We start from the raw sequence: 23,413 nt of genomic DNA, 5'->3' as shown, positions 1-23,413 counted from the left end.
CATGCCCAGGCTCTTGCAGGCCGTCGCAGGTTTGGCGCAAGAGTCCTGAGCGTCTGTACACCCTGAGTGACCCAGCCCCCGCGTTTGACATGGCCTATGTTCGCTAGCGAACAGACTTCGCCGCGATGAATCATCCACACTCGTCGGTGGAATGCAGCGCCCGGCGGCGCAATGCCCCGCACACCTGGCCTGGCGTAGAACCGCCATCATTCCACAAGCGACCTGCCCTGCGCGGGTCGTACGAAGGAATTCATGCAAAATATCCTGACTCGCACGCTGTCCAGCCTTTGGCGCTCACCGACCATCTGGCTCAGGTGGAGTGCAGCACGGCACAAGTTCGAGTACGAGCCCATTCTGCGTGCCGACCTGTTCAATGCGCAGCAGATGGCAGACCACGGCATCGTGCTGGCACGCCAGCATTTGCTCGGACGCCTTTCAAAAAAGGATGCCTTGCTCGGCCGCCTGACTGACAACCAACTGCTTCTGGAGCGTAGCTGCGCAGCGCTCAAGTCCGTACAACTGTCCAGCCGACGCCCGACCCCTGCGGCGGAATGGCTGCTGGACAACTTCTACCTGATCGAAGAGAACATCCGTACCGCCAGGACCCACCTGCCCGACGGCTATAGCCGCGAGCTGCCGCGCCTGGCCGAAGGCCCTTCGGCAGGCCTGCCGCGGGTCTACGACATCGCCCTGGAAACCATTGCGCACGGCGATGGCCGGGTCGACGCGCCAAGCCTGAACTGCTTCATCGCCTCTTATCAGACCATCACGCCGCTGACCCTGGGCGAGCTATGGGCAATCCCGATCATGCTGCGCCTGGCGCTGATCGAGAACTTGCGGCGCGTGGCATCCCGGGTCATGGCCAACCGGGATGACCGCAACCTTGCCGATGACTGGGCCGATCGATTGATCGAAATGGCCGAGCGCGACGCCAAGAGCGTGGTTTTGACCGTTGCCGACATGGCGCGATCGGCACCGCCGATGACGCCACCCTTCGTTGCGGAACTGGCGCGCCGCCTGCACGGACAAAGCGCCGCGTTGATATTGCCCATGGCGTGGATCGAACAAACGCTCGGTGAGTCCGGCCTTACGGTCGAACGCCTGGTGCAGATGGATGCCCAGCAGCAATCCGGTGACCAGGTGTCCATCAGCAACAGCATTGCCAGCTTACGGTTGCTGGCAGCGACCGACTGGCGCGAGTTCGTCGAGCTGCTCAGCCATGTCGAACAGGTATTGTGCACGGACCCGGCAGGCGTCTACGCGAACATGGACTTTGCCACCCGTGATCGTTACCGCCATGTGGTCGAACGCCTTGCCCGGCATTGCGTGCATTCCGAAACCAGGGTGGCACAAGCCACCCTCGAACTGGCCGCGAGCAAACAGCCCACGGCCGGTGTCACCGGGCACGTGGGCTATTACCTGGTGGCTGACGGATTGCTCAGCCTGGAGCAGGCACTGCATGCCAGTGTGCCGCTGCATGATCGATGGAAGCGACTGCTGCAGAGCTCCCCGTTGAAGTTCTACCTGTGCCCTTCCCTGCTGCTGACGCTGCTGCTGGCCTGGCCATTTCTCGGCAGTGCCTATCACAGCGGCACGCCAACCTGGTGCCTGGTCCTGCTCGCCGTGCCCGCGTTATTGATGACCAGCCGCCTGGCGATCGGGCTGGTCAACTGGCTGGTGACGCTCACGGTAGTCCCGTCGCTTCTGCCGCGCCTGGATTACAGCAAGGGCATACCGGCCGAGGCGCGGACGCTGGTGGCGGTGCCGACGATGTTTGCCAACGCCGGCGACATCGAGGCCCTGGCGGAAGGCCTGGAAGTGCGATTCCTGGCCAATCGCGATGCCAACCTGCATTTTGCGCTGCTCAGTGACTTCATGGACGCCCCTGCCGAGGTGATGCCCGAGGATGCCGAATTGCTCGCCCTGGCGCGCCAACTGATCGAGGCGCTCAACCACAAATATGCCGATGGCCAGGTCGACCGGTTCTTCCTGCTGCACAGGCCCAGGCACTGGAACGCGACCGAGCGGGTATGGATGGGGCATGAACGCAAGCGCGGCAAGCTCGCCGAGCTCAACGCGTTGCTGCGAGGTAAAGGACAGCAGCGCTTTGCATTGATCGTCGGTGATGTCGCGCCACTGGAATCGGTGCGTTTCGTCATCACCCTGGACACCGATACCTTGCTGCCCCGGGATGTCGCGCGTCAGTGCATCGGTGCGATGATGCACCCGCTGAACCATCCGGTATTCGATGAGCAGAGCGGCAAGATCGTCAGCGGTTACGCCATCCTCCAGCCACGCGTGGGGATCAGCCTGCCCAGCACGGCACGCTCGACCTACGCCCGCCTGTTTGGCAGCGATGCCGGTGTCGATCCCTATACCCGTGCCGTCTCCGATGTCTATCAAGACCTGTTCCAGAACGGTTCCTTCATCGGCAAGGGCATCTATGCCGTCGACGCCTTCGAACAGGCGCTCGAGGGCTGTCTGCCCGACAACCGCATCCTCAGCCATGACCTGATCGAAGGCTGCTATGCCCGCTGCGGGCTGCTCAGCGATGTACAGCTGTATGAGGAATACCCGTCTCGCTACAGCGCCGATGCCAAGCGCCGACACCGCTGGATTCGCGGAGACTGGCAAGTGCTGTACTGGGCCTCGCCGTGGGCACCGAAACCCCAGGGAGGATTTGCGCCCAACCTTCTGAGCAACCTTGCCCGCTGGAAGATTTTTGACAACCTGCGCCGCAGCCTGGAGCCAGGCGCCTTCCTGGCCATGCTGGCATGGGGCTGGCTGGGTTCGAGCGAGGCCGTCTCCTGGACATTGGCGGTGGTCATCCTGGTGTTTCTCCAACCCTTGCTGCAGTCAGTACTGGCGCTGGTACAGAAAGCCGCCGATATTCCATTGGGGCAACACCTGAGTGCGGCATTGCGGACCTCCGGCCAGCATTTCATGCGCGCGCTGTTGTCGATTGTCTGGTTGCCCTCCGATGCGCTGTTGAGTCTGGACGCGATTGGCCGCTCACTGTGGCGCATGCTGATCAGCAAGCGCCGCCTGCTGCAATGGCAACCGTCTCGTGAGGTGGAGCGCTGCAGTGGCAACGATCTGCCCGGCATGTACAGAAGCATGTGGATTGCCCCTGCGCTGGCGCTGATTCTATTCGCGGCCCTGCTGCCCTCTCTTCATGTACTCGCACTGGCGGCCCCCTTGCTGCTGGTGTGGCTGGTGAGCCCGGCGATTGCCTGGTGGATCAGCCTGCCGACAACCCCGGCGGGGTTTGACCCGTCAGTGCAAGACCTGCGTTTCCTGCGCATGCTGTCACGCCGGACCTGGGCGTTCTTCGATCGGTACGTGGGGCCTGAGGACAACTGGTTGCCGCCGGACAACGTCCAGGAAATACCCAAGCCAACCATTGCCCATCGCACCTCGCCGACCAACATGGGCATGGCCTTGCTCTCGCACCTGGCGGCCCACGATTTCGGTTACCTGAGTACCGGGCGCCTGCTGGAACGCGTCACTGCCACGCTTGAGTGCATGGCCGGTCTTGAGCGTCACCATGGGCACTTCTACAACTGGTACGACACCCAGTCACTCCTGCCGCTGGCGCCTCGGTATGTGTCCACCGTGGACAGCGGTAACCTGGCGGGCCTGCTGCTCACCCTGCGGCCGGGGCTGCTGGGGTTGGTCGATACGCCCCTGCTCGATCAACGCACCCTCAGCGGTCTGGGCGACACCCTCGATGTGCTGCAACAGGCGTTACAGGAAGGGAACCTCGATGACCGTGCCGTGCTTGAACTGCGCGCGAAGGTGACCTTGGCCATGGCCCAGGACACCCCGGACAACCTCCTGCAATTACTCGATCAGGCGGATGCCTTGGCAATCGACACGGCGGCCACCGCGGCTGAAGAAGCACACTATTGGTTGCAGGCATTGCAGGTGCAGTGTGCGGATCTGCGGGCAGAACGACTGCGCTTCGAGCTGCCGTTGGCACCCGGCCAGGCACCAACACCAACTCCGACACCCGCACTCAGCCTGCGGCAAATGGCCGAGCTCGATTGCACGCTGTGGCTGCCCGCCGATCAAGCGCAAGTGCAGGCCGTACAACGCCTGGCTCGCGAACGAATCAGCCAACTTGAGCGCCTGGCCGAGTTGTCCGCGTCACTGGCGAGCATGGACTTCACCTTCCTCTACGATGCTCAACGCGACCTGTTCTCGATAGGCTACAACGCCGACGAGCGCAGGCTGGACAACGGTTATTACGACCTGCTCGCGTCAGAGGTTCGCCTGACCAATTTCGTGGTCATCGCCCAGGGCCAGCTGCCGCAACAGGCCTGGTTCACCCTCGGACGCTTGCTCAGCAACAATCGGGGGGTACCGGTACTGCTTTCCTGGTCCGGATCGATGTTCGAGTACCTGATGCCAAACCTGGTCATGCCCAGCTATGAAGGTACGCTGCTGGAGCAGACATGCCGCGCGGCCGTGGCCTTGCAGATCGAGCATGGCAACCTGTTGGGCATCCCCTGGGGCGTGTCCGAGTCGGGTTACAACACCCTGGACGCCCACTTCAATTATCAGTATCGGGCGTTCGGTGTTCCTGGCCTTGGCCTAAAGCGCGGGTTGGCCGAGGATACCGTGATTGCGCCGTACGCCAGCGCCCTGGCGCTGATGGTCGAACCGCAAGCGGCCTGCCGCAACCTGCAACGCCTGGCGGCCCAAGGGTCGGCCGGCCGCTATGGCCTGTACGAAGCGGTCGACTACACCGAGGCACGCCTGCCACGCGGCCAGCGCTATGCGGTCGTGCGCTCGTTCATGGCGCACCATCAGGGCATGAGCCTGCTGGCCTTGACCAGCCTGCTGCTGAACCGGCCCATGCAGCGACGCTTCGAGTCGATCCCGGCCTTCCAGGCGACCATCCTGTTGCTGCAGGAACGCGTCCCCAAAACCGCCGTCCCCTACCTGCATGCAACCCTGGCACCTGCCACAGCGGAAAACGGCCGCGCGCAGGAAACCAGGCTGCGAGTGTTCGCCGATCCCGGGCGCAAGCGCCCCGCCGTCCAGCTACTGTCCAACGGCCGTTACCACGTCATGCTCAGCAGTGCCGGCGGCGGCTACAGCCGCTGCAACGACATCGCCGTGACCCGCTGGCATGAAGACGCGACCTGCGACAACTGGGGCATGTTCTGCTACCTGCGCGATGTCAGCAGCGGCGTGTTCTGGTCCTCGGCCCACCAGCCGACCCGGCACCGGCCAGAAAGCCATGAAGCGATTTTCAGCGATGCCCGCGCGGAGTTTCGTGTTCGCGAGCTCGACTTCGATACCCACACCGAGATCGTCGTGTCCCCCGAAGACGATATCGAACTGCGCAGGCTGCACATCACCAACCGCGGTCGCGTGCGCCGTAGCGTGGAGATCACCACCTACGCCGAGGTGGTCCTGGCGCCGGCAATCAGTGATGCCATGCACCCGGCCTTCAGCAACCTGTTCGTGCAGACCGAATTGTTGCCGGCGCTGCAGGCCATCGTCTGCACCCGCAGGCGGCGTTCCAGTGAGGAAGCCGTCCCCTGGATGTGCCACCTGCTGGCCGCCCATGGCGTGGACATCGACGCCATTTCCTACGAGACCGATCGAGCGCGATTCATCGGCCGCGGCCGCAACGTTGCAGCACCGGCGGCGCTCGATGGCAATGTCGAACAGTTGTCCGGCACCGCAGGCTCGGTGCTGGACCCGATCGTGGCCATCCGCTGCCGTATTACCCTGGAACCCGGACAAACGGCGACCATTGACCTGGTGACCGGCATCGCGGACAGCCGTGAGGACTGTCTGTACCTGATCAATAAATACCGCGACCGGCACCTCGCCGACCGCGTCTTCGACCTGGCATGGACCCACAGCCAGGTGTTGCTGCGCCAACTCAATGTCTCGCTGGAAGATGGGCGCCTGTTCGAACAGATGGCCTCCTCGATCCTCTACGCCAATGCCTCGTTGCGCGCGGAAAACAGCGTCTTGATGGCCAACCGACGCAATCAATCGAGCCTCTGGGGCCAGGCGATCTCCGGCGACCTGCCCATCGTTCTGCTGCAGATCGCCACCGTCGACAACATCGAACTCGTGCACCAGATGGTCAAGGCCCATGCCTACTGGCGGCAAAAGGGGCTGATGGTGGACCTGGTCATCTGGAACGAAGACCAGGCCGGCTATCGCCAGCAACTCCAGGACTTGATCATGGGTGTGGTGACGTCCGGCAGCGAAGCTTCGCTGATCGACCGTCCCGGGGGCATTTTCGTGCGTCCCGCACAGCAGTTGTCGAACGAGGACCGTACGCTGATCCTGTCGGTGGCGCGCCTGGTGCTGAGCGAAGGCAACGGCAGCATTGCCGAGCAGGTCCATCGGCGTCACGCAAGCCCGGCCTACCCGGCATTCGTGCCCACGCTCAAGCGCCAGGCAAAAGCGGCCGCTACCCTGCCCGCCATCGAAGGTTTGCTCCTGGGCAACGCCTATGGCGGCTTCAGTGCCGATGGCAGCGAGTATGTCATGACCTTGCAGCCGGGAAGGCCGACGCCGGCGCCATGGGCCAACGTGTTGGCCAACCCGCACTTCGGTACGGTAATTTCTGAAAGTGGTGGCGCTTACACCTGGATGGAAAACGCTCACGAATTTCGCCTGAGCCCCTGGCATAACGACCCGCTCACCGACGCCAGCGGCGAGGCGATCTACGTGCGCGATGAAGAAACCGGGCATTTCTGGTCGGTGACGCCACAGCCTTGTCCCGGTACCGGCGCCTACCGCACCCGGCACGGCTTCGGCTACAGCGTCTTCGAGCACGACGAAGGCGGTATCCACACCGAGTTGTGGGTGTACGTGGCGCTGGATGCTTCGATCAAGTTCTCGCACTTGCAGATTCGCAACCGTTCAGGCCGCGCCCGGCGCCTGTCGACGACCTGCTATGTCGAGTGGGTGCTGGGCGACCTGCGCAGCAAATCGGCGATGCATGTGGTGACGGAAGCCGACCCCAGCAGCGGCGCATTCTTCGCCAGGAACGCCTATTCGATCGAGTTTTGCGAACGGGTGGCGTTCCTCGATACCGACTCGACCGCCACCAGCATCAGCGGTGATCGCACCGAGTTCATCGGCCGCAACGGCAGCCTCAAGGCACCAGCCGGACTGCAGCAGGCACGCCTGTCGGGCCGAACCGGTGGGGGCATGGATCCCTGTGCGGCGATTCAGGTGACCCTCGACCTCGACAACGGTGACGACCAGGACGTGGTGTTCCGACTCGGTGCCGCCAGGGATACGACCTCGGCCCTGCGCCTGGTTCAACAGTACCGCGGCCTGGGGGCGGCCACCGCAGAACTCGAGGCAGTACGCGAGCATTGGCGTTCGCAACTGAGCGTGATTCAGGTCCAGACCCCCGACCCGAGCATCGATGTCATGGTCAATGGCTGGCTGATGTACCAGGTCATCGCCTGTCGCTTCCAGGCTCGCAGTGGTTATTACCAGTCCGGCGGGGCCATCGGCTTTCGCGATCAACTGCAAGACAGCATGGCGATGATCCATGCCGATCCCGCCAGCGTACGTGGCCATTTGTTGCTGTGCGCAGCCCATCAATATGCTGAAGGCGACGTGCAACATTGGTGGCACCCGCCGCTCGATCGAGGGGTGCGCAGTGGCTGTTCGGACGACTACCTTTGGCTGGCGCTGGCAACAAGCCACTATGTCAGCGTCACCGGCGACCTCAGCGTGCTGGCCGAATCCGTGGGTTACCTTGAAGGCCGACCGCTCTATGCTGGGGAAGAGTCCTATTACGACCTGCCGGGCAAGTCGCACCTCGAAGAAAGCCTCTATCAGCATTGTGTACGCGCCATCGAGCACGGCCTGAAGCGCGGCAGCCACGGCCTGCCCTTGATGGGCACGGGCGACTGGAACGACGGGATGAACCGGGTCGGCCATCTGGGCCAAGGGGAAAGCGTGTGGCTGGGCTTTTTCGGCTTTGATGTGTTGCAGCAGTTTGCCATTACTGCCCAATTGCATGGCGACCCGGTTTTCGCCCAGCGTTGTACCCAGCAGGCCGCCATGCTGCAGGCCAGTCTGGAGACGCATGCCTGGGACGGTTCATGGTACCGCCGCGCCTGGTTCGACGACGGTCAGGTCCTGGGCTCGGCCAACAATGACGAATGCCGCATCGACTCGATCTCGCAAAGCTGGTCGGTACTGTCGGGGGCCGCCTCGCCAACGCGGCGCCACACGGCCATGGCGTCATTCGAGAAGCATCTGGTACGACCCGACACAGGCGCGGTCCTGCTGCTCGATCCGCCCTTCGACACAGGCTCGCTCGAGCCCGGCTATATCAAGGGCTATGTGCCGGGCGTACGGGAAAATGGCGGCCAGTACACCCATGCCGCCGTCTGGGCCGGCATGGCGTTCGCCGAGCTTGGCGACAACGTCAGGGCCTGGCGGTTGCTCAACATGATCAACCCCGCCGGCCATGAAGTCGCCAAGCGGCTCGAAACCTACAAGGTCGAGCCCTATGTCATGGCTGCCGACGTCTACGGCACGCCGCCCCATGCGGGCCGTGGGGGCTGGACCTGGTACACCGGGTCGGCCGGCTGGACGTACCGGTTCATCGTCGAGTCATTGCTAGGATTGCAGCGGGTCGGGACTGCGTTGCATATCGTACCGCTGCTGGCGCAGGGCTGGGCTGGCTACACGCTGCGCTACCGCTATGGGGCGACGCATTACCATATCCATGTACGCCCCGGCACGAGCACCACGGCTTCGATCACGCTGGACGGCGAGCTGCTGGGCAATGACGCGCTGGAATTGCTCGATGACGGCACAGAACATCAGGTCCTGGTGACCTGCCCGGTAAAAGCGCAGCAACCCCAAACCCCTGGGTGGGATAGAACCGTCGAAGCCGATCTTGAGCGCTGAGAGACAGCGCTCCTGGCGGGTCTGGATTCAGACTGGATGATTCGGGCCCTGGTGATGCAGCTGCACGGCCTCACCCAGTTTGATGTGTACAGGCGGGTTGGCAGCCTGCCCGGGCTTGTCATGCCGGGGGATCGGCGTGCTCTGTGGCTGTTTCGAAGTGGGCTTGCCTGGCCCCTGGCGAAGATTCGGGTCAATGTGCTTGCTCATGACAACCTCCAACGTTCGGCGCTGCAGAGGCAGCGTCGCTCCCTTGAGCATCGCAGATGGCAGCGGCCGCTTCGGTGCGCTGCCCCGCATAGCGCGCTTTGGAGTACCCTGTCCCTCTCAGGGAATTCTCCCTCGAAGGGTGGCTGATATGTTTGCTGTACCCAAGCCACAACAGAACTACCTGCTGGCGGCGCTTCCGGCGCCAGCGCTGGATCGCCTGCTCCCCCACCTCGAACTGGTCGAGCTGCCACTGGGCAAAGTGCTTTATGAGTCCGGCGGCGCCCTGCGGCATGTCTACTTCCCCACCGACGCCATCGTGTCGCTGTTGTACGTGATGGAGAACGGCGCCTCGGCCGAGATTTCGGTGGTCGGCAACGAAGGCCTGATCGGCGTTGCAGTCTTCATGGGCGGCGAAAGCACGCCCAGCCGCGCCGTGGTGCAAAGTGCCGGGCATGCCTACCGGTTACCCGGCCAGCCACTCAAGGACGAGTTCAACCGCCATGAAGAGATGCTGCTGCTGATGCTGCGCTACACCCAGTCCCTGATCACGCAAATGGCCCAGACGGCGGTGTGCAACCGCCACCACTCCATCGACCAGCAGCTGTGCCGCTGGTTGCTGTTGTCACTCGATCGCTTGCAAGGCAATGAACTGACCATGACCCAGGAGCTGATCGCCAACATGCTGGGTGTACGCCGCGAAGGCGTGACCGACGCCGCCGGCAAGCTCCAGCGCCTGGGTGTCATCGAATACAGTCGGGGACACATCAAGATCCTGGACAGGGCCCGGCTCGAGGCGCTGAGTTGCGAATGCTACGCCGTGGTCAGAAAGGAAACCGAACGATTGCTGCCCTACTTTCCCTGGGCGGTGGATTCAACCGGTCGAAAGTGACGCAAGAATCCCTCGAAGACGTATTCCAGGCACCGTCCGGGAAGGGTAAGTCCAATGCTTTGCCTCAGGGAAGAGGACCGGCATTGGTCTCGCTGCGGGCGAGCCCCTGTAGCTCTCGCCAGTAGTCCTCAAAATAGCCTGGTGATTTCATTCAAGATCCGATCCTGGGTTTGAGTACTTGGCCTGTGGCGATAAGCTACTGCGAGAAAAGCAACGCCTTCGTAGTCGCAGCGAATCGAAAAAGTCATCCCTTCACGCAACCCATAGACTGATCTTTCTCCTGCTTCAACAAAATATCTCGCTTTTGTAAGAGCCGCTCTGGCGTGCTGCAGGCAACCCGTTTGGCTAAGTGAGTGTTGTAGCCAACTGGTTGTGATTCGTACAGACGACGTCTCGCTGTCATCGACAGGTGGTCGAGTAATTTCTTTAGTCGCTGCAGTCATGTTCTCGTCGCTGGTGCAGGCGGTCAGCCCCATTGAGATAACACCCAGTAAAAAACCACAACGAACTCTTGAATGCTTAAGCGGATTTCGCATGGTGGGGCGTACCTGTGATGATCTGCAATGAATGAAGTGTCAGCCGCACTTGCCGGTTTCAGTGCTGCCCTCAGGATTGCGGGTCGAAGCCGAAAACGCGCAGTTCCTGGTCGCAGCGACAGGCCTTGGCGATGCGCGCCGCCCACGCTATGGCCTCATCGCGCGAAGGCAGTTCCAGCACGGTGAAGCCCCCGTCGAGCGTGGGCCCCCAAGGATAGCCACCCATTGCAACCGCGCCGTCGGCAGAGACGAGTATGGGCGGTACGTCGTCGTCGATTCCGCCGCCGAAGACGTAGACACCGGCGGTTTTCGCCTCATCAATCACAGCGTGTGAGTCGCGGCGCACCGCTCCCCATTCGCCATCGGGCACAACCATCGCCGCGCTTGGAAAAGAGATCAGGTATTTGGCCACGGGGCTTCTTCCGGGAATTGATGGCGGTCGTGACGCCTGTGGGCGGCATGCACCGTCCAATGGACTCACTGGCTGCTCGGGCAAGCGTTTAAAGGCTAGCGCATTGGGCCGCCGCAAGGCTGCCGCTCGTCGGCGACAGCTCCTGGCCGTTATCAGTCACAAGCTGGGGTACGCCCGAAGGTGGTCAGTTGGTACAAGTCCTGATGACGGCACTTCAAGTGCTAAATACACCTGTGAGCGATTTGCAGAACCATGATGTGTGGTTCTGCAAATCCTCGGGTGGGCAAGAAGGCACGCTCCTAATATCCGTTCGAGGCTACCTCCGGCAGGTGCGGGTGCGAGCCACATTTGAGTCGACCTCTCATCGTCCGCATTGGGTTGAATCCACAGCCGAAAGCGGACGCTCCCAGGCGCTTACGACGTTATGGCGATTTAGTCTTGGTCCGTGGGAAATCAGTGCTCGCCACTAATCCTTCGTGAACGTACGCCTCAAATTGTTCGGCTGGCAGTGGCGGGGAAAACAGGAAGCCCTGGTAGGTCTGGCAACCATGCTTGACCAGAAAGGTGCGCTGAGCTTCTGTCTCCACACCTTCTGCAATCACCGAAAGCCCCAATATCTGGCTCAGGCTCACAATCGCGCAGGCGATGGCGGCGTCGTTGGAATCAACCAGCACATCTCTGATGAAGGACTGGTCGATCTTGAGTTGATCCAGCGGAAGGCTCTTGAGGTATGACAGTGATGAGTAGCCGGTTCCGAAATCATCCAGCGAAAGGCCTATGCCGATCTCTTTCAACTCGATCATTTTGGCGACAGTACTTTCCATATCTTCTATCAGCAGGCCTTCGGTCAGCTCCAGTTTCAATTTCTTCGGATCGGCCCCCGTGTATCTCAGTACTTGCAGTACCTCCTCGACGAAGTCCGGATGGTGAAACTGGCGGGCGCTGACATTCACAGCCATACCCAGTCGGGCGGTTTCCGAATGCTTTGCCCAGGCAACCAACTGAGTGCAGGCTGCCTGCAGCGCCCAACGGCCTAACGGCAGAATCAACCCCGTTTCCTCTGCCAATGCAATGAACTCGCCTGGAAACACGACTCCGCGCTCAGGATTCTGCCATCTCATCAGTGCCTCTGCGCCAATGATACGACCCTCACTGTTCACCTGCGGCTGGTAATGAAGAAGGAATTCGTTGTTCTGCAAGCCTTGACGCAAGTCTACTTCCAGTCTGGCGCGTGCCGTGGCAACCGCCTGCATTTCCGGATCGAAGAAGCGCATGGTATTGCGACCCGCCGCCTTGGCGCGATACATCGCCAGGTCAGCGCGCTTCATAATATCGTCCACTGTACTCAACTGCCCCTGGAACAGCGCAATGCCGAGGCTGGGGGTGCTGTGGTGCTCATATCCATCCAACTGGTAGGAAATGTTCAGAGAGTCGAGAATCTTTTCGCCAACAGCCTTGGCCTGGATAGCTGCGTCTCGAGGATTCTCATTAAGGCCATCCATCAGGACGACGAATTCGTCTCCGCCCAGGCGAGCCACGGTATCGCTCTCGCGTATGCAGCCGCAAAGGCGCAGGGCAACTTGCTGCAGCAACATGTCGCCTCTGTCATGCCCCAGCGTGTCGTTCAGTGCCTTGAAGTTATCCAGGTCAATGAGGATTATCGCGCTCGTATGCAGGCTACGGGAGCTGCCCGCCAGCAGATGCTGTAACCGGTCCAACATGAGCCGCCTGTTGGCCAGCCCCGTCAACTGATCGTAGAAGGCCAAACGCTGGACCTCTTGCTCAGCGGTCTTACGGTGGGTGATGTCAGTATTGATCGACAGAACGGATTGCGGCTGGCCATCATCGTCTCGCACCAGGGTTCGATGACTTTCGAGCGTGATGGTGCAGCCATCCCGGCGTCGAAGTGTAACTTCGTCCGCCCAGTCACCCGTTTCTATCAGACTGTTAGTGGCCGTATTGAAAGCGGCGCTCCCCTGGTAGATCAACTCCTGTGCCGATTTGCCGAGTGCCTCTTCCTTTGACAGACCGTAGAGACGCTCGGCACTTTTGTTCCAGTACAGGATGCGGTTATCCATCCCGTGAACGACAATGGCGTCCTGGGCCTTGTCCAGCAGCGATGCTTGCTGGCGGGCCTGCTTCTCGCTTTCGCGCAGCACTGCCAGATAACCTTCCCTTTCAGCTGCTTGCGACTCCATTTCGCGCCTGATCTTGCCCCCGTAGATAACGGCCGCACTGACCATCAGTAGCACGAACACCATGATCGCGTATTCGACCCGGCGCAGTTTTTCGACCGACTCAAGCTCCTCCTCCAGGAGCTTGCTTTGAATCAGGCCAACGCGATCGCGCACGGTACTGAGTGAGGCGAGCAACAGGGCATACTTCCTGTCCATCGTTGCCATGCGTTTGCCGGCATTATCCGACTGCCCCTCCCTGAAGTAGGAAAAGATCAGCAAGGCCTCGTTCACCATTTCGACCATCGCGGCATCAACTGCACCCACCTCATCCTTCAATGCAAGGGTAAAGGCTTGTATATCCGCACTGTGTTCAGCCTCATGGGCGATCCGTACTTCCAACTGTTTTTTGGCCATTGCCAAATGCTCGTTGAAGGCGCGCAAGGCTTCATTCATGTTCCGTGATTCGGCTTCAACATTATGTGTATCGAACACATTATTGCCCGGCGCATTGACTGTGGAAGCCAGGCTGCCCAGCGTTGAATAGCTCGACAGCTGTTGGACCCACGACTGGTTTGCCTTGATGGAGCGGTGATAGGTATCGACGATCAGGTGATTCAAAAGCACGCTCAGCACAACAACCAGCACGTCGAATCCCGCAAGAAAAAAGTACATGCGGTGCCATTTGGCCGAGCGCGGCTTATTTGAACGGGTGGGTATGGCTTGCTTTGCGGCGCTTTTACTCCTGAAAAAATCCATTTCACAATCTCCAAACATAATCCTTCTAAATTGACCAATAGAAGCGGTATTCGGAAACCAATAAACCTTTTGTGGTGACGCTTGAACCTGAGAACACACCGCACGGCCAGCATGTCTTCCCGAGTGTCGTTGCGGATTTGCGCCCCTGAACTGGATGCATCACGCAGAATAGTCGGGTGACATAGGGCACGTTGCGGGTCATTTCCGCGCAGCCTGCCGGATTGCCTGATCAGTTTCGACAGCAGACCAAGCATAGCCACTAATTTGCAATTATTCTGTTCGCCGACTGCTCCAGGTCGGTAGCAGCCCTTGGTGGTCGGCAGCTTTCGGCCCAGAGTGTGTAAAAACGCTTTGACCTCATCGTTTTGGATCATCGACCTTCGTTGGCTGAGCGATCGCACGGTCAATGCTGCGGGTCGCATCGGTCGCGACCTGGAACACGTCAACGCTGTTTTTACAGCCTCTGGGATGGGCCAAAATCAGCCTTTTTTAGGCCGTCAGCGCTTTTATCAAACCGTTGGCACCGATGATTTTCATAACCCGTTTCAAGTTGTAGGCGAGCACATTCAAGCTCATCTCGGCCAGGAGCGGACGTTCGTGATATCCCTCAACTCAGCCCAGTAATGCTCGTTTCTCTACAAGGAAATCGATGAGCACCAGGATTGCAGTACTCTCACCAATTCCCCCGACTCCAACTGCTCACGTAGACAGATATCGAGATACTTGATCAGACCGACGCCCTGAATGGCGGCCCTGAGCATGCTCTCATCATCGTTGAATACGGCGCTGCCTCGTGGTTCAAACACCTGCGTGTGCTCCTCGGCATCTGGTGCTGTGAAAGACCAGCGGTCCAGCGCTCCACTGCTGGTGAAGCGGTAGGCCAGACAATTGTGCTGAATCAGATCTGCCGGAGACTGAGGAACTCCATGGCGTTTGAAGTAACCAGGTGAACCAACGACCGCCATCTCGATGCGCGGTGTAATCGGTAAGACCACCATGTGCTCATCCAAGCTCTCGCCCAATCGAATCCCCACATCCGCGCTGTCGGCGATGATGTGGGCCAAGCCGTCATTCAGTACCAGCTCAAGGCGCAGGCCCGGGTATCGAATGGCAGTAACCGGCCAGAAAGAGGCATTCGTTTGCGTCGGGATGTCCCCTATCCAGTCGTCAGGCATTAAGCACGGTTGAGAGGGTCGCCCATGAACTCGATAAACCGCTGGGTCTTCGCAGGAAGCTGCCGTGTTTCGGTCAGTGCGTTGACCGAGATGCGAGTGCGACTACGACGAGATGTGCCACATCCTCCAGTGCGAGCAATCAGGCCTGGGCCTCGCCTGGGAACGCCGGCAGCCCGTACGTCAACGCAAGTTCCAAGGTCGGTTACAAGGGGTATAACTATCAGAACAAAAGGCGGGTCACCCAGAACAGGCCCTCCAACGGCAGCGCCCGGACCAGGCGCCCCAAGTCTGATCGGCACCTGCGGCGCGGAGCGATGTGATGAGTTGCAGAGCATGGCGATGGGCTCGCAAGAGCCTTCTTGGCTGCATCGAGCTGGCCTTGCTGGTCGCTCCACTGTGCGCCAGCGCCATGTACAAGTGCCAGGCCAGGGACGGAGCCATCAGCTACACCAGCCAAGTAATCGCCAGCGCCCGCTGCACTCGCCTCAATGGCATGGCGGGCGCCGGTGTCGGCGCCAAGACAACGGCCCTGCCACGGCTTGTGCAGGACGACAGCTCAGGCGCGGTGCGGGTTCGGGTGTTCACTTTCATCCACAGGGGTGTGCGTCAATATGTGAGCCGGCGCCCCGTCGGGATTTCCGCACGGGTCGAGGTCCTTGAGCTCTATTACATCAAGGGCTGCTATCTGTGCAGGGCGCCGAAGGATTTCAAGGTCGCCTCACTGCGCCTGGACACCCAATCCTACCGGCGGGAGATCGAAGCCGCTTCGGGACTTTATGGTGTCGACCGGGCGCTGGTCCGCGCCGTGATACATGCCGAATCAGCGTTTCGCCCCTACGCCATTTCCGAAGCCGGCGCCCAGGGGCTGATGCAGTTGATGCCCGCCACCGCCGAGCGCTTCGCCGTGGACAATCCGTTCGACGCACGACAGAACATTCGTGGCGGCGTGCGCTACCTGGCCTGGCTGCTCAAGCGCTTCAACGGCAACCAGGTGCTGGCGTTGGCAGGTTACAACGCCGGCGAAGCGTCTGTGGTCGAGTACAACGGGGTGCCTCCCTATGCCGAGACGCAATCCTACGTCACCCGAGTGCAGTCCTTGACCGAACGCTATCGCAACCATCGCTAGTACCGTGGGGCGGATAACCCGGAATATCCCTTTAGTCCACCCGACTGACGGGCATCCTGCCCTTGCCCGCCAGTTCAGCGTCGCAGTGCTCAAGCCCTTGCGACGCCTCGGCACCTGACACTTCAGGCGCCATCGCGTCCGCTTTCTTGCCGAGGACGTGATGAGTACGCAAAAGAAAATGCGACAGCGCCGGGATCAGTATCAATGCACCCAGCATGTTCCACAGGAACATGAAGGTCAGCAGCATGCCCATGTCGGCCTGGAACTTGATCGGCGACCAGACCCAGCACACCACGCCGGCGGCAAGGGTGATGCCGACCAGGCCGACCACCCGGCCGGTAAAGGACACGGCATTGCGGTAGGCCTGGGACAACGGCAAGCCCTGGCGCTGGTATTGCAGCTGGACGCTGAGCAAATACAGCGCGTAATCCACGCCGATGCCGACGCCCAGGGCAATCACCGGTAGCGTTGCCACCTTCACGCCAATGCCCATGCCCACCATCAAGGCTTCGCAGAGGATCGAGGTCAGCACCAGGGGCAACAGCGCCACCAGCGTGGCCCGCCAACTGCGGAAGGTGATCAGGCAGAACAGCGTCACCGCCGCGTAGACGTACAGCAACATGGTGCGATTGGCCTCGCGCACCACAATGTTGGTCGCCGCCTCGATCCCGGCAGTGCCGGCGGCGAGCAGGAACTGGCGATCGTCGGTGCTGTTTTCCCTGGCGAACCTGTCGGCAATCGCCACCACCGCATCCAGGGTTTCAGCCTTGTGGTCCTTGAGGAAAGCGATCACCGGCATCAGCGAGCACTCGGTGTTGAACAGCTCCGGGGAGTTGACCGAGGCTTGCTGCGCGGCGTAGTTGAGCACGTCCTGGTTGCGCTGGATGCTGTTGAGCTTGGGGTTGCCTTCATAGGTGCCGGCGGTGATCTGCCGTACCGCGTTGACCAGCGAAGCCGTGGCCTGCACGCCTGGATACTGTTGCAGCTCCCAGGCCAGACGGTCGGCGAGCACCAGGGTCTTGTAGTTCAGGCAGCCTTCCGCCGGGGTCTTGATCATCACCGCAAACAGGTCGCTGGACAGCGCGTAATGCCGGGTGATGTAGGCGTTGTCGCGGTTGTAGCGCGAGTCGGCGCGCAACTCCGGTGCACCGCTGTCGAGGTCGCCGATTTTCAGTTGCAGGCTGACCACGAATCCGCCGATCCCGAGCAAGGCTGCAACGAGGACGGCGCCGGTGGCCCACTTCGGTGTCGTGAAGCGATCAAGACTGTCCCACAGTTTGCCGAAGCCTTTATGCGCGCTCGCCCGCGTGTCGATTTGCAGCGCACGCTCGGCGGCTTTGCTGCCGACGCCGACAAAGGACAGCGCCACCGGCATCAGCAGCAGCGAGGTGAAAATCAGCACCGCGACACCGATGCTGGCGGTGATCGCCAGGTCCTGGATCACCGGGATGTCGATCAGCATAAGCACCGCGAAGCCCACCGCGTCGGCCAGCAACGCGGTGACCCCGGCGATAAACAGGCGGCGGAAGGTGTAGCGCGCGGCCACCTGCTTGTGGGTGCCACGGGCGATGTCCTGCATGATGCCGTTCATCTTCTGCGCGGCGTGGGACACACCAATGGCGAAGATCAAAAACGGCACCAGCACCGAATACGGATCGATGGCATACCCCAACCAGGCGACAATGCCCAATTGCCAGACCACCGCGATCAGCGAACAGCCGACCACCAGCAAGGTGCTGCGCACACAGCGAGTGTAGAGGTAGATGATCAGCAGCGACGTGACCACGGCCAGGCCGAAGAACATCATCACCTGGATCAGGCCGTCGATCAGGTCGCCAATCAGCTTGGCAAAACCGATCACCCGGACCTTGTAGTGACCCTTGCCCTCCTCCCCGGCCTTGCGCGCCGCAGGGTCACCGGCGTATTCGATCTTGTCGCGCAGACGCTCTTCGAGCATTTGCGAGAACGCGTGATAATTGATGCCGTGCCCCGTCGCCGAGGGCTTGTCCAGCAAGGGCACGATCAACATGCTCGACTTGAAGTCGCTGGCCACCAGGCTGCCGACGATGCCGGCGCGGTTGATGTTCTGGCGCAGCTGCTCGATATCGGAAGGCGAGCCCTGATAGCTGTCGGGCATGACCGGGCCACCCTGAAAGCCCTCTTCGGTGACTTCGGTCCAGCGTACGGCCGGGGTCCAGAGCGATTTCATCCAGGCGCGGTCGACGCCTTCGGTGAGGAACAGCTCATCGTTGACCTGCTTGAGCATGTTCAGGTATTCGGGGTCGAAAATATCGCCCTGGGTGTTCTCCACCACCACGCGCACCGAATTGCCCAGGCCGCGCAACGAGTGGCGGTTCTCGAGGAAATTCTGAATGTACGGCTGGCTCTGCGGGATCATTTTTTCGAAGCCAGGGCGCAGTTCCAGACGGGTCGCCGCCATGTAGCCCAGCACCAGGGTGGCCAGGGTCATGAGCACGATGAACAGCGGGCGATAGTTGAACACCAGCCGTTCCAGCAGGTTGCCGGAGCGCCGATCAAAATCGCGCAGGTCGCGGATCACCGGCATGTTGTCTTGCTTGGTAGGGGCCATGTCTGAGTACTCGCTCTATGTTCTGGCTCTTATTCTTTGAGAAGCGCACGTGCGCCACGCGTACCCACCACGACCAGCGAACCATCGACGGCCAGGGTGGCACCGGCGACCGGTGACGGGTTCGGTTGCGGCATCAATTGCAATTGGGCGTTATCACGCTGATCGGCGAGCATGTGCCCCGCCTGGGTGAACAGGCGATAGCGCCCCTGGGCATCAATCGCGGCGGCAGTGACGCTGACCTGCAGGCCAGTGTCGAACGGCGTCCAGCTCGACCCGCCATCGGTACTGCGCAACGCATTGCCGCGCAGGCCGTAGACAACGACTTCGCCAGGCTTGCCGAGCACGCCGAAGAAGCTGCCCTGATACGGCGTCGGCACGGCATTGAAGCGTTGGGCGCTGTCGTCCCACTTGAGCAGCAGGCCCTGCTCGCCGGCGATGTACAGCGCATCACCGGTTGAGGCGATGGCATTCAAGTGAAAGTTCTGCGGGTTGTCGGTACGGTCCTGGAACGGCGTCCAGCTCTGGCCGCCATCCTCGGTGCGCAGGATCAGGTTGAACACGCCGACCACGTAGCCGACCTTGTCGTCGGCGAACCAGACGTCGAGCAGCGGCTTGTCGGCGCCCTCCTCGACCAGCCGTTGACCGTCAGCGAGCAACAGCGGCCACTGCTCATTGGCCGGCTCGGCACTGGCCAGCGCGGCGTAATGCCTGACCAGCAACGCGCCGATCTGTCGACCGTCCAGTTGCTTGTTCCAGGTCACGCCAGCGTCGCTGCTGTGCAGGATCACGCCATCGTTGCCGACGGCCCAGCCCTGCTGCGGCGAAGCAAAATACACCGCACTCAAGTCACTGCTGACCGGTACGCTCGCCTGCTGCCATTGCCGGCCGCAATCGTCGGAATAAAGAATGTGCCCGCGCTGCCCGACCGCGACCAGGCGTTGCCCGGCATTGGTGACGTCCAGCAACGGGCTGCGCACGGCCAATGCACTGGGCTTGGCGGGCAGGTCCAGCACATCGACGTAATCGGCCGCCTGGCTGATGCCCTGCGACAGGCCGAGCACAACGCCTAACGCCAAACGCAAAATATTGTTTTTATACGAACACATGCTGCGTCCTCTTCGGAAAACCGCGTCGTGCAGGTCATGTGGGAGCGAGCCTGCTCGCGATGGACGTTAACGATGACGCGTGCTGTCTGGATGCCCGCGTCGCCTCTGGTCCATCGCGAGCAAGCTCGCTCCTACAGTGGATCGTGCGAGCGTTTGCTTGCGGTTGGCTTAGCGAACGCCGTTACCGGCCAGCGCATCCGGCGACCACTGCGCCTTGGAGAGCGGCGCGATGTACTTGATGCCGCCATAGGCGCCCGACAGACCGTTGATGTTGTAGGTGCCGCCGACCAGGTCGTAGATCACGTGCGGCGTGGTGTTGGGCGTGGTCACGTCATAGCTTTGCGAGAGGAAGCTGAATGAACCGCGATAGAGCTGGCCACGGGCGTCGTACTGATCCGAGGCCAGAGCGACCCAGCTGTCCTCATCCAGATAGAAGCGGCGCTTGGCGTAGACGTGACGGGCACCGGCCTTGAGCGTGCCTTCCACCACCCACACCCGGTGTTTTTCCCAGCGCACGAATTGCGGTGCCAGGTGGTTCGGCGTGGTCAAGGCTTTCGGGTCCTTGATGTAGCTCAGCGCGTAAGTGTTGTACGGCACGATCATTTCCTGCTTGCCGACCAGTTTCCAGTCATAGCGATCCAGCGCACCGTTGAACACATAGACGTCGTCGTAAGTGCCGGAACCTGCGGTGCCCGGGTTCGGCGTGTCGTAGGCCAGGGTCGGTGCCAGTTTCACCCGGCGCTGCCCCGGCAGGTACTGCCAGGCACGACGGGCCTGGGCCAGCGGGTTGGCGGCGTCCTTGAGCATGATCGCCTCACCGGCACGGCGCGCCGGGCCGGTGTAGAACAGACGGGTCTGGAAGTAGGTGTCCTTGCCATCGATGACCTTGGTCGGGTCTTCGAAGATCGGGAACGAGTTGACGATCTCGCCGCTGGTGGCGAGGTTTTGCGCGCCCGAGGCGTCGACGTTCCACGAATCGTACTTGGTGGAATAAGCCACGCCCTGATAGCGCAACAGGTGGTTCCACATGGCTTCGGCACCCGACTGCGGGATCGGGAACGGCACGCCAGGCAGCACGTTCTCGATCGCGTTGCCGCCTTCCAGCGACTTGGCGCCGGTGGCGTTTTTCAGGGTGTTGTCCAGCACGCTTTGCGGCAGCGCGACGCTGCGGTGGGTCGGGTAGACCTCGACGCGGAAGCTGGGAAAACGCGTGGCCAGTTCGACGGTGACGGCGGTCAGCTGGTTTTTGTACTGCGCGACGTTCTTGCCGTCGATCACCAGCAAGGGTTTCTCGTTGGCGTAAGGATCCGGGCGGAAAGTGTCACCGGCCTTGAAGCCTGCCGGCAGGCTGGTCAGCCCGCCGTTGTAGGCCGGGATGGAGCCGTCGGCATTGCCGGCCTTCTCGGCGCCGACGGCGGTCAGGTTGCCGCCCAGTTTGGCGGCTTCGGCGGCGGGTACGGCGGCCTGGACCAGGCCGGCGAAGGCCAGCGCAACCGAGGCGGTCAACAGCGTGTGCATGCATTTCATTGTGTCGTTCTCCTGATTGGGTTTTAAGCAATCGCGAATCAGAAAGTTGTCTTGAAGGTGGCCGTCACCATGCCGCGATCCTTGAGCTGGGCCGGAGTACCGCCGAAGGCGGTGGTTTGTCCTGGAGTGCAGTTGTACTGTCCGTTCACACCCGGTGCGGTGCCGTCGCCCTGACTGCCTGCGCTGCCCGGTGAGCTGCAGGTATCGAATGGACCGAAGTTGTCCACGTATTTCAGGTCGAAGCGGTATTGGTTGCGAATGTCGAAGCCGACGCCGACCGAGTAGCTGCCGGAGTCTTCGTTGCCGCCCAACTGCACGGCGGAGTTGCCATTGAGGCCGACGTTGTAGGTCATCGGCATGTACATATCGACGCCGGGGAACACCTGGTACCAGGTCGGGTTGAAGTTGACGCCGATGATGTAGTTGTCGCGGGTGACCTTGTCGGTGCCGTGGTACCAGTCTTCGCCCTTGAACAGCTGTTTGTTGTCGGTCACTTTCAGCCAGCGGCTGTAGCCGAGCTCGACCAGCAACGAGGAACTGTCCCACAGCGGCGTGTCGCCAAAAGTCGTCAGGCCGTTGAGCACCGCGTGCACGGTGTTGCCGCGCGCCACGCCGTTTTCGCCGTTGAAGCTGCCGATGAACCCTGGCACCCCGGCGGCGGCCGCCGCCGCATTGACGGTGCCCGGCACGCTGGCCAGCGGCATGTTTTCGCGATAGTTCAGGTCGAATCCGACGCTGACATCGCCAACGCTTTTCGACAGGCTGATGCCATAGATATCGATGTCATCGACGTAGAACTGGTTGTAGCTGCCGATGTTGCCGGAGATCAGCTGCGCCGGGCCGATGGCGGTCGGTTGCAGCACCAGGTTGGGCAGGATGTCGGACGTCTTGCGGTAGTAGACGCCGAGCGTGCCGTCCAGCCATTCCGGGCTCCACTTGGCCATCAGGCCGAAATCGCCATGCTTGTCCGGGGTAAAGGTATGGCCATTGCTCAGGCGCAGGAACTGGTTCGCCCCCAAGGGTCCGGGCGTACCGAAACGCGGATTCAAGCCACCGATCAGCGACAGGTTGTGCCCACCGTTCTGGATGCCGTCGTTGAAGCCCAGGTAGGTACCCGATTCCGGCAGGCGCGAAGCGTCCCAGTCGAGGAAATACTGCGCACCCAGCGTCAGCTCCGGGTTGACCGTGAAGCTCATCGACAACTGGTTGCGCGGGATGAACAATTCCTTGGCTTCGGTACCTGGCACCGCCAGCGCCTTGGTGATGTCCAGGCCGGACTGGCCGTAGCTGTTGCCGTGGGCGAAGGCCAGGACACTCTCGCCCCAGTACTGGGTGTGCTTTCCGAGCTTGGCACTGAGGATCGACTCGTCACCGATTTCCGCGCTGCCGAAAACGAAGGCATCGAGGATTTCCGCCGACGGCCCGTTGTAATAGCGATCGACATAGCCGCTGACATGGCGCGAGTCCGGGCGACCATTGTTCAACTGGTTGGTCGCCGCGTTGTCACTGCCGACATTGTCGTAGGCATGGTCGTACCAGCTGTTGGTGCTGACGCGAAAACCCATCTTCTTCTGGTAGGCCACGTCCAGTTCCGAGAGCACGTCCAGGCGCTGGGACACCGCACTGCCCGAAGAGAAATTACGGTTACCGTCGTTGTTGTTCCATGACCGGGCCAACTTGCTGTTGGGACTTTCCACCCGCTGGGCATAGTTGAACTTGAAGGTGTTGTCGAAACGCACCGTCCAGTCTTCATTTCCGGTATCGAGTTCAAAGGCATGAGCCGCCGGCAATGCCGCGATAAATAGCGCAGAGGCCAGCAGTGTTGGCTCCCACACACCCACACCAGGTTTTTTGTTGATCCGCATACGTTGGCTCCGATCTTTTCTTGTTGTTGTTTTATGTTCATGAAAAAACATCTGGCCACCCGATTCGGGCGCGACAGTGCTCACCACTCTTATCCCCATCAGGGGAGTGTTCGATTCATTCAAGCAAC

Annotated in this window: 13 protein-coding genes and 1 pseudogene; 4 read left to right on the top strand and 10 right to left on the bottom strand. The window is 61.2% G+C overall.

Features of this window, described 5'->3' with window-relative positions; all coding sequences use genetic code 11:
- The first annotated feature begins 252 nt into the window (after positions 1-252).
- On the top strand, positions 253-8,919 hold the full coding sequence (locus AB7M25_RS12740) for a GH36-type glycosyl hydrolase domain-containing protein (protein ID WP_454237402.1): 8,667 nt from the start codon (positions 253-255) through the stop codon (positions 8,917-8,919).
- 27 nt (positions 8,920-8,946) lie between these two features.
- Here AB7M25_RS12740 and AB7M25_RS12735 read toward each other — a convergent pair whose 3' ends face one another.
- The gene (locus AB7M25_RS12735; RefSeq protein ID WP_007977081.1) at positions 8,947-9,126 is read right to left on the bottom strand and encodes a hypothetical protein; all 180 of its coding nucleotides are present in this window, start codon (positions 9,124-9,126) and stop codon (positions 8,947-8,949) included.
- Between the two features lie 148 nt (positions 9,127-9,274).
- Between AB7M25_RS12735 and AB7M25_RS12730 the strand changes: the two genes are divergently transcribed.
- The gene (locus tag AB7M25_RS12730) at positions 9,275-10,015 is read left to right on the top strand and encodes a Crp/Fnr family transcriptional regulator (RefSeq protein ID WP_429384650.1); all 741 of its coding nucleotides are present in this window, start codon (positions 9,275-9,277) and stop codon (positions 10,013-10,015) included.
- A gap of 128 nt (positions 10,016-10,143) precedes the next feature.
- Here AB7M25_RS12730 and AB7M25_RS12725 read toward each other — a convergent pair whose 3' ends face one another.
- From AB7M25_RS12725 to AB7M25_RS12715, 3 genes are all read right to left on the bottom strand, one after another.
- A complete protein-coding gene (locus AB7M25_RS12725; protein ID WP_429384653.1) occupies positions 10,144-10,551 on the bottom strand; it encodes a hypothetical protein in 408 nt (135 codons plus the stop codon).
- 70 nt (positions 10,552-10,621) lie between these two features.
- Positions 10,622-10,963: a YciI family protein gene (locus tag AB7M25_RS12720; RefSeq protein ID WP_429384656.1), complete on the bottom strand. Its 342-nt coding sequence runs from the start codon at positions 10,961-10,963 to the stop codon at positions 10,622-10,624.
- A gap of 422 nt (positions 10,964-11,385) precedes the next feature.
- Positions 11,386-13,896 (bottom strand): putative bifunctional diguanylate cyclase/phosphodiesterase, encoded by a 2,511-nt coding sequence (locus AB7M25_RS12715; protein ID WP_429384659.1) that lies wholly within the window; start codon positions 13,894-13,896, stop codon positions 11,386-11,388.
- Between the two features lie 351 nt (positions 13,897-14,247).
- Between AB7M25_RS12715 and AB7M25_RS12710 the strand changes: the two genes are divergently transcribed.
- A complete protein-coding gene (locus AB7M25_RS12710; RefSeq protein WP_429518707.1) occupies positions 14,248-14,520 on the top strand; it encodes a hypothetical protein in 273 nt (90 codons plus the stop codon).
- An 11-nt stretch (positions 14,521-14,531) separates the two neighbouring features.
- Here the strand turns inward: AB7M25_RS12710 and AB7M25_RS12705 are convergent, their stop codons facing one another.
- Entirely contained in the window at positions 14,532-15,071 is a 540-nt protein-coding gene (locus tag AB7M25_RS12705; RefSeq protein WP_429384662.1) for a LysR substrate-binding domain-containing protein, read from the bottom strand.
- Positions 15,071-15,163: pseudogene (locus AB7M25_RS12700) on the bottom strand (LysR family transcriptional regulator); the annotation flags it as partial. The gene AB7M25_RS12705 and the pseudogene AB7M25_RS12700, both read right to left, overlap by 1 nt.
- Positions 15,164-15,390: 227 nt before the next feature.
- On the opposite strand from AB7M25_RS12700, the gene AB7M25_RS12695 reads away from it, so the two are divergent.
- Positions 15,391-16,197, top strand: a complete 807-nt coding sequence (locus tag AB7M25_RS12695) for a lytic transglycosylase domain-containing protein (protein ID WP_429384664.1) — start codon at positions 15,391-15,393, stop codon at positions 16,195-16,197.
- Between the two features lie 31 nt (positions 16,198-16,228).
- Here the strand turns inward: AB7M25_RS12695 and AB7M25_RS12690 are convergent, their stop codons facing one another.
- From AB7M25_RS12690 to AB7M25_RS12675, 4 genes are all read right to left on the bottom strand, one after another.
- Positions 16,229-18,787 (bottom strand): efflux RND transporter permease subunit, encoded by a 2,559-nt coding sequence (locus AB7M25_RS12690; RefSeq protein ID WP_429384667.1) that lies wholly within the window; start codon positions 18,785-18,787, stop codon positions 16,229-16,231.
- A 29-nt stretch (positions 18,788-18,816) separates the two neighbouring features.
- The gene (locus AB7M25_RS12685; protein WP_454237401.1) at positions 18,817-19,893 is read right to left on the bottom strand and encodes a WD40/YVTN/BNR-like repeat-containing protein; all 1,077 of its coding nucleotides are present in this window, start codon (positions 19,891-19,893) and stop codon (positions 18,817-18,819) included.
- 168 nt (positions 19,894-20,061) lie between these two features.
- Complete coding sequence (locus tag AB7M25_RS12680) at positions 20,062-21,420, bottom strand: DUF1329 domain-containing protein (protein WP_454237400.1); 1,359 nt, start codon at positions 21,418-21,420, stop codon at positions 20,062-20,064.
- A 38-nt stretch (positions 21,421-21,458) separates the two neighbouring features.
- On the bottom strand, positions 21,459-23,285 hold the full coding sequence (locus AB7M25_RS12675; RefSeq protein WP_454237399.1) for a DUF1302 domain-containing protein: 1,827 nt from the start codon (positions 23,283-23,285) through the stop codon (positions 21,459-21,461).
- Positions 23,286-23,413: the final 128 nt, after the last annotated feature.

Source organism: Pseudomonas sp. AP3_22 TE3818 (assembly GCF_053628995.1).
This window is presented reverse-complemented; position numbering and strand designations above follow the sequence as displayed.

Excerpts from the sequence above, each read along its gene's own strand:
- AB7M25_RS12740 (WP_454237402.1), top strand. The coding sequence starts at position 253 with ATGCAAAATATCCTGACTCGCACGCTGTCCAGCCTTTGGCGCTCACCG.
- AB7M25_RS12735 (WP_007977081.1), bottom strand. The coding sequence starts at position 9,126 with ATGAGCAAGCACATTGACCCGAATCTTCGCCAGGGGCCAGGCAAGCCC.
- AB7M25_RS12730 (WP_429384650.1), top strand. The coding sequence starts at position 9,275 with ATGTTTGCTGTACCCAAGCCACAACAGAACTACCTGCTGGCGGCGCTT.
- AB7M25_RS12725 (WP_429384653.1), bottom strand. The coding sequence starts at position 10,551 with ATGCGAAATCCGCTTAAGCATTCAAGAGTTCGTTGTGGTTTTTTACTG.
- AB7M25_RS12715 (WP_429384659.1), bottom strand. The coding sequence starts at position 13,896 with ATGGATTTTTTCAGGAGTAAAAGCGCCGCAAAGCAAGCCATACCCACC.
- AB7M25_RS12705 (WP_429384662.1), bottom strand. The coding sequence starts at position 15,071 with ATGCCTGACGACTGGATAGGGGACATCCCGACGCAAACGAATGCCTCT.
- AB7M25_RS12695 (WP_429384664.1), top strand. The coding sequence starts at position 15,391 with ATGAGTTGCAGAGCATGGCGATGGGCTCGCAAGAGCCTTCTTGGCTGC.
- AB7M25_RS12690 (WP_429384667.1), bottom strand. The coding sequence starts at position 18,787 with ATGGCCCCTACCAAGCAAGACAACATGCCGGTGATCCGCGACCTGCGC.
- AB7M25_RS12685 (WP_454237401.1), bottom strand. The coding sequence starts at position 19,893 with ATGTGTTCGTATAAAAACAATATTTTGCGTTTGGCGTTAGGCGTTGTG.
- AB7M25_RS12680 (WP_454237400.1), bottom strand. The coding sequence starts at position 21,420 with ATGAAATGCATGCACACGCTGTTGACCGCCTCGGTTGCGCTGGCCTTC.
- AB7M25_RS12675 (WP_454237399.1), bottom strand. The coding sequence starts at position 23,285 with ATGCGGATCAACAAAAAACCTGGTGTGGGTGTGTGGGAGCCAACACTG.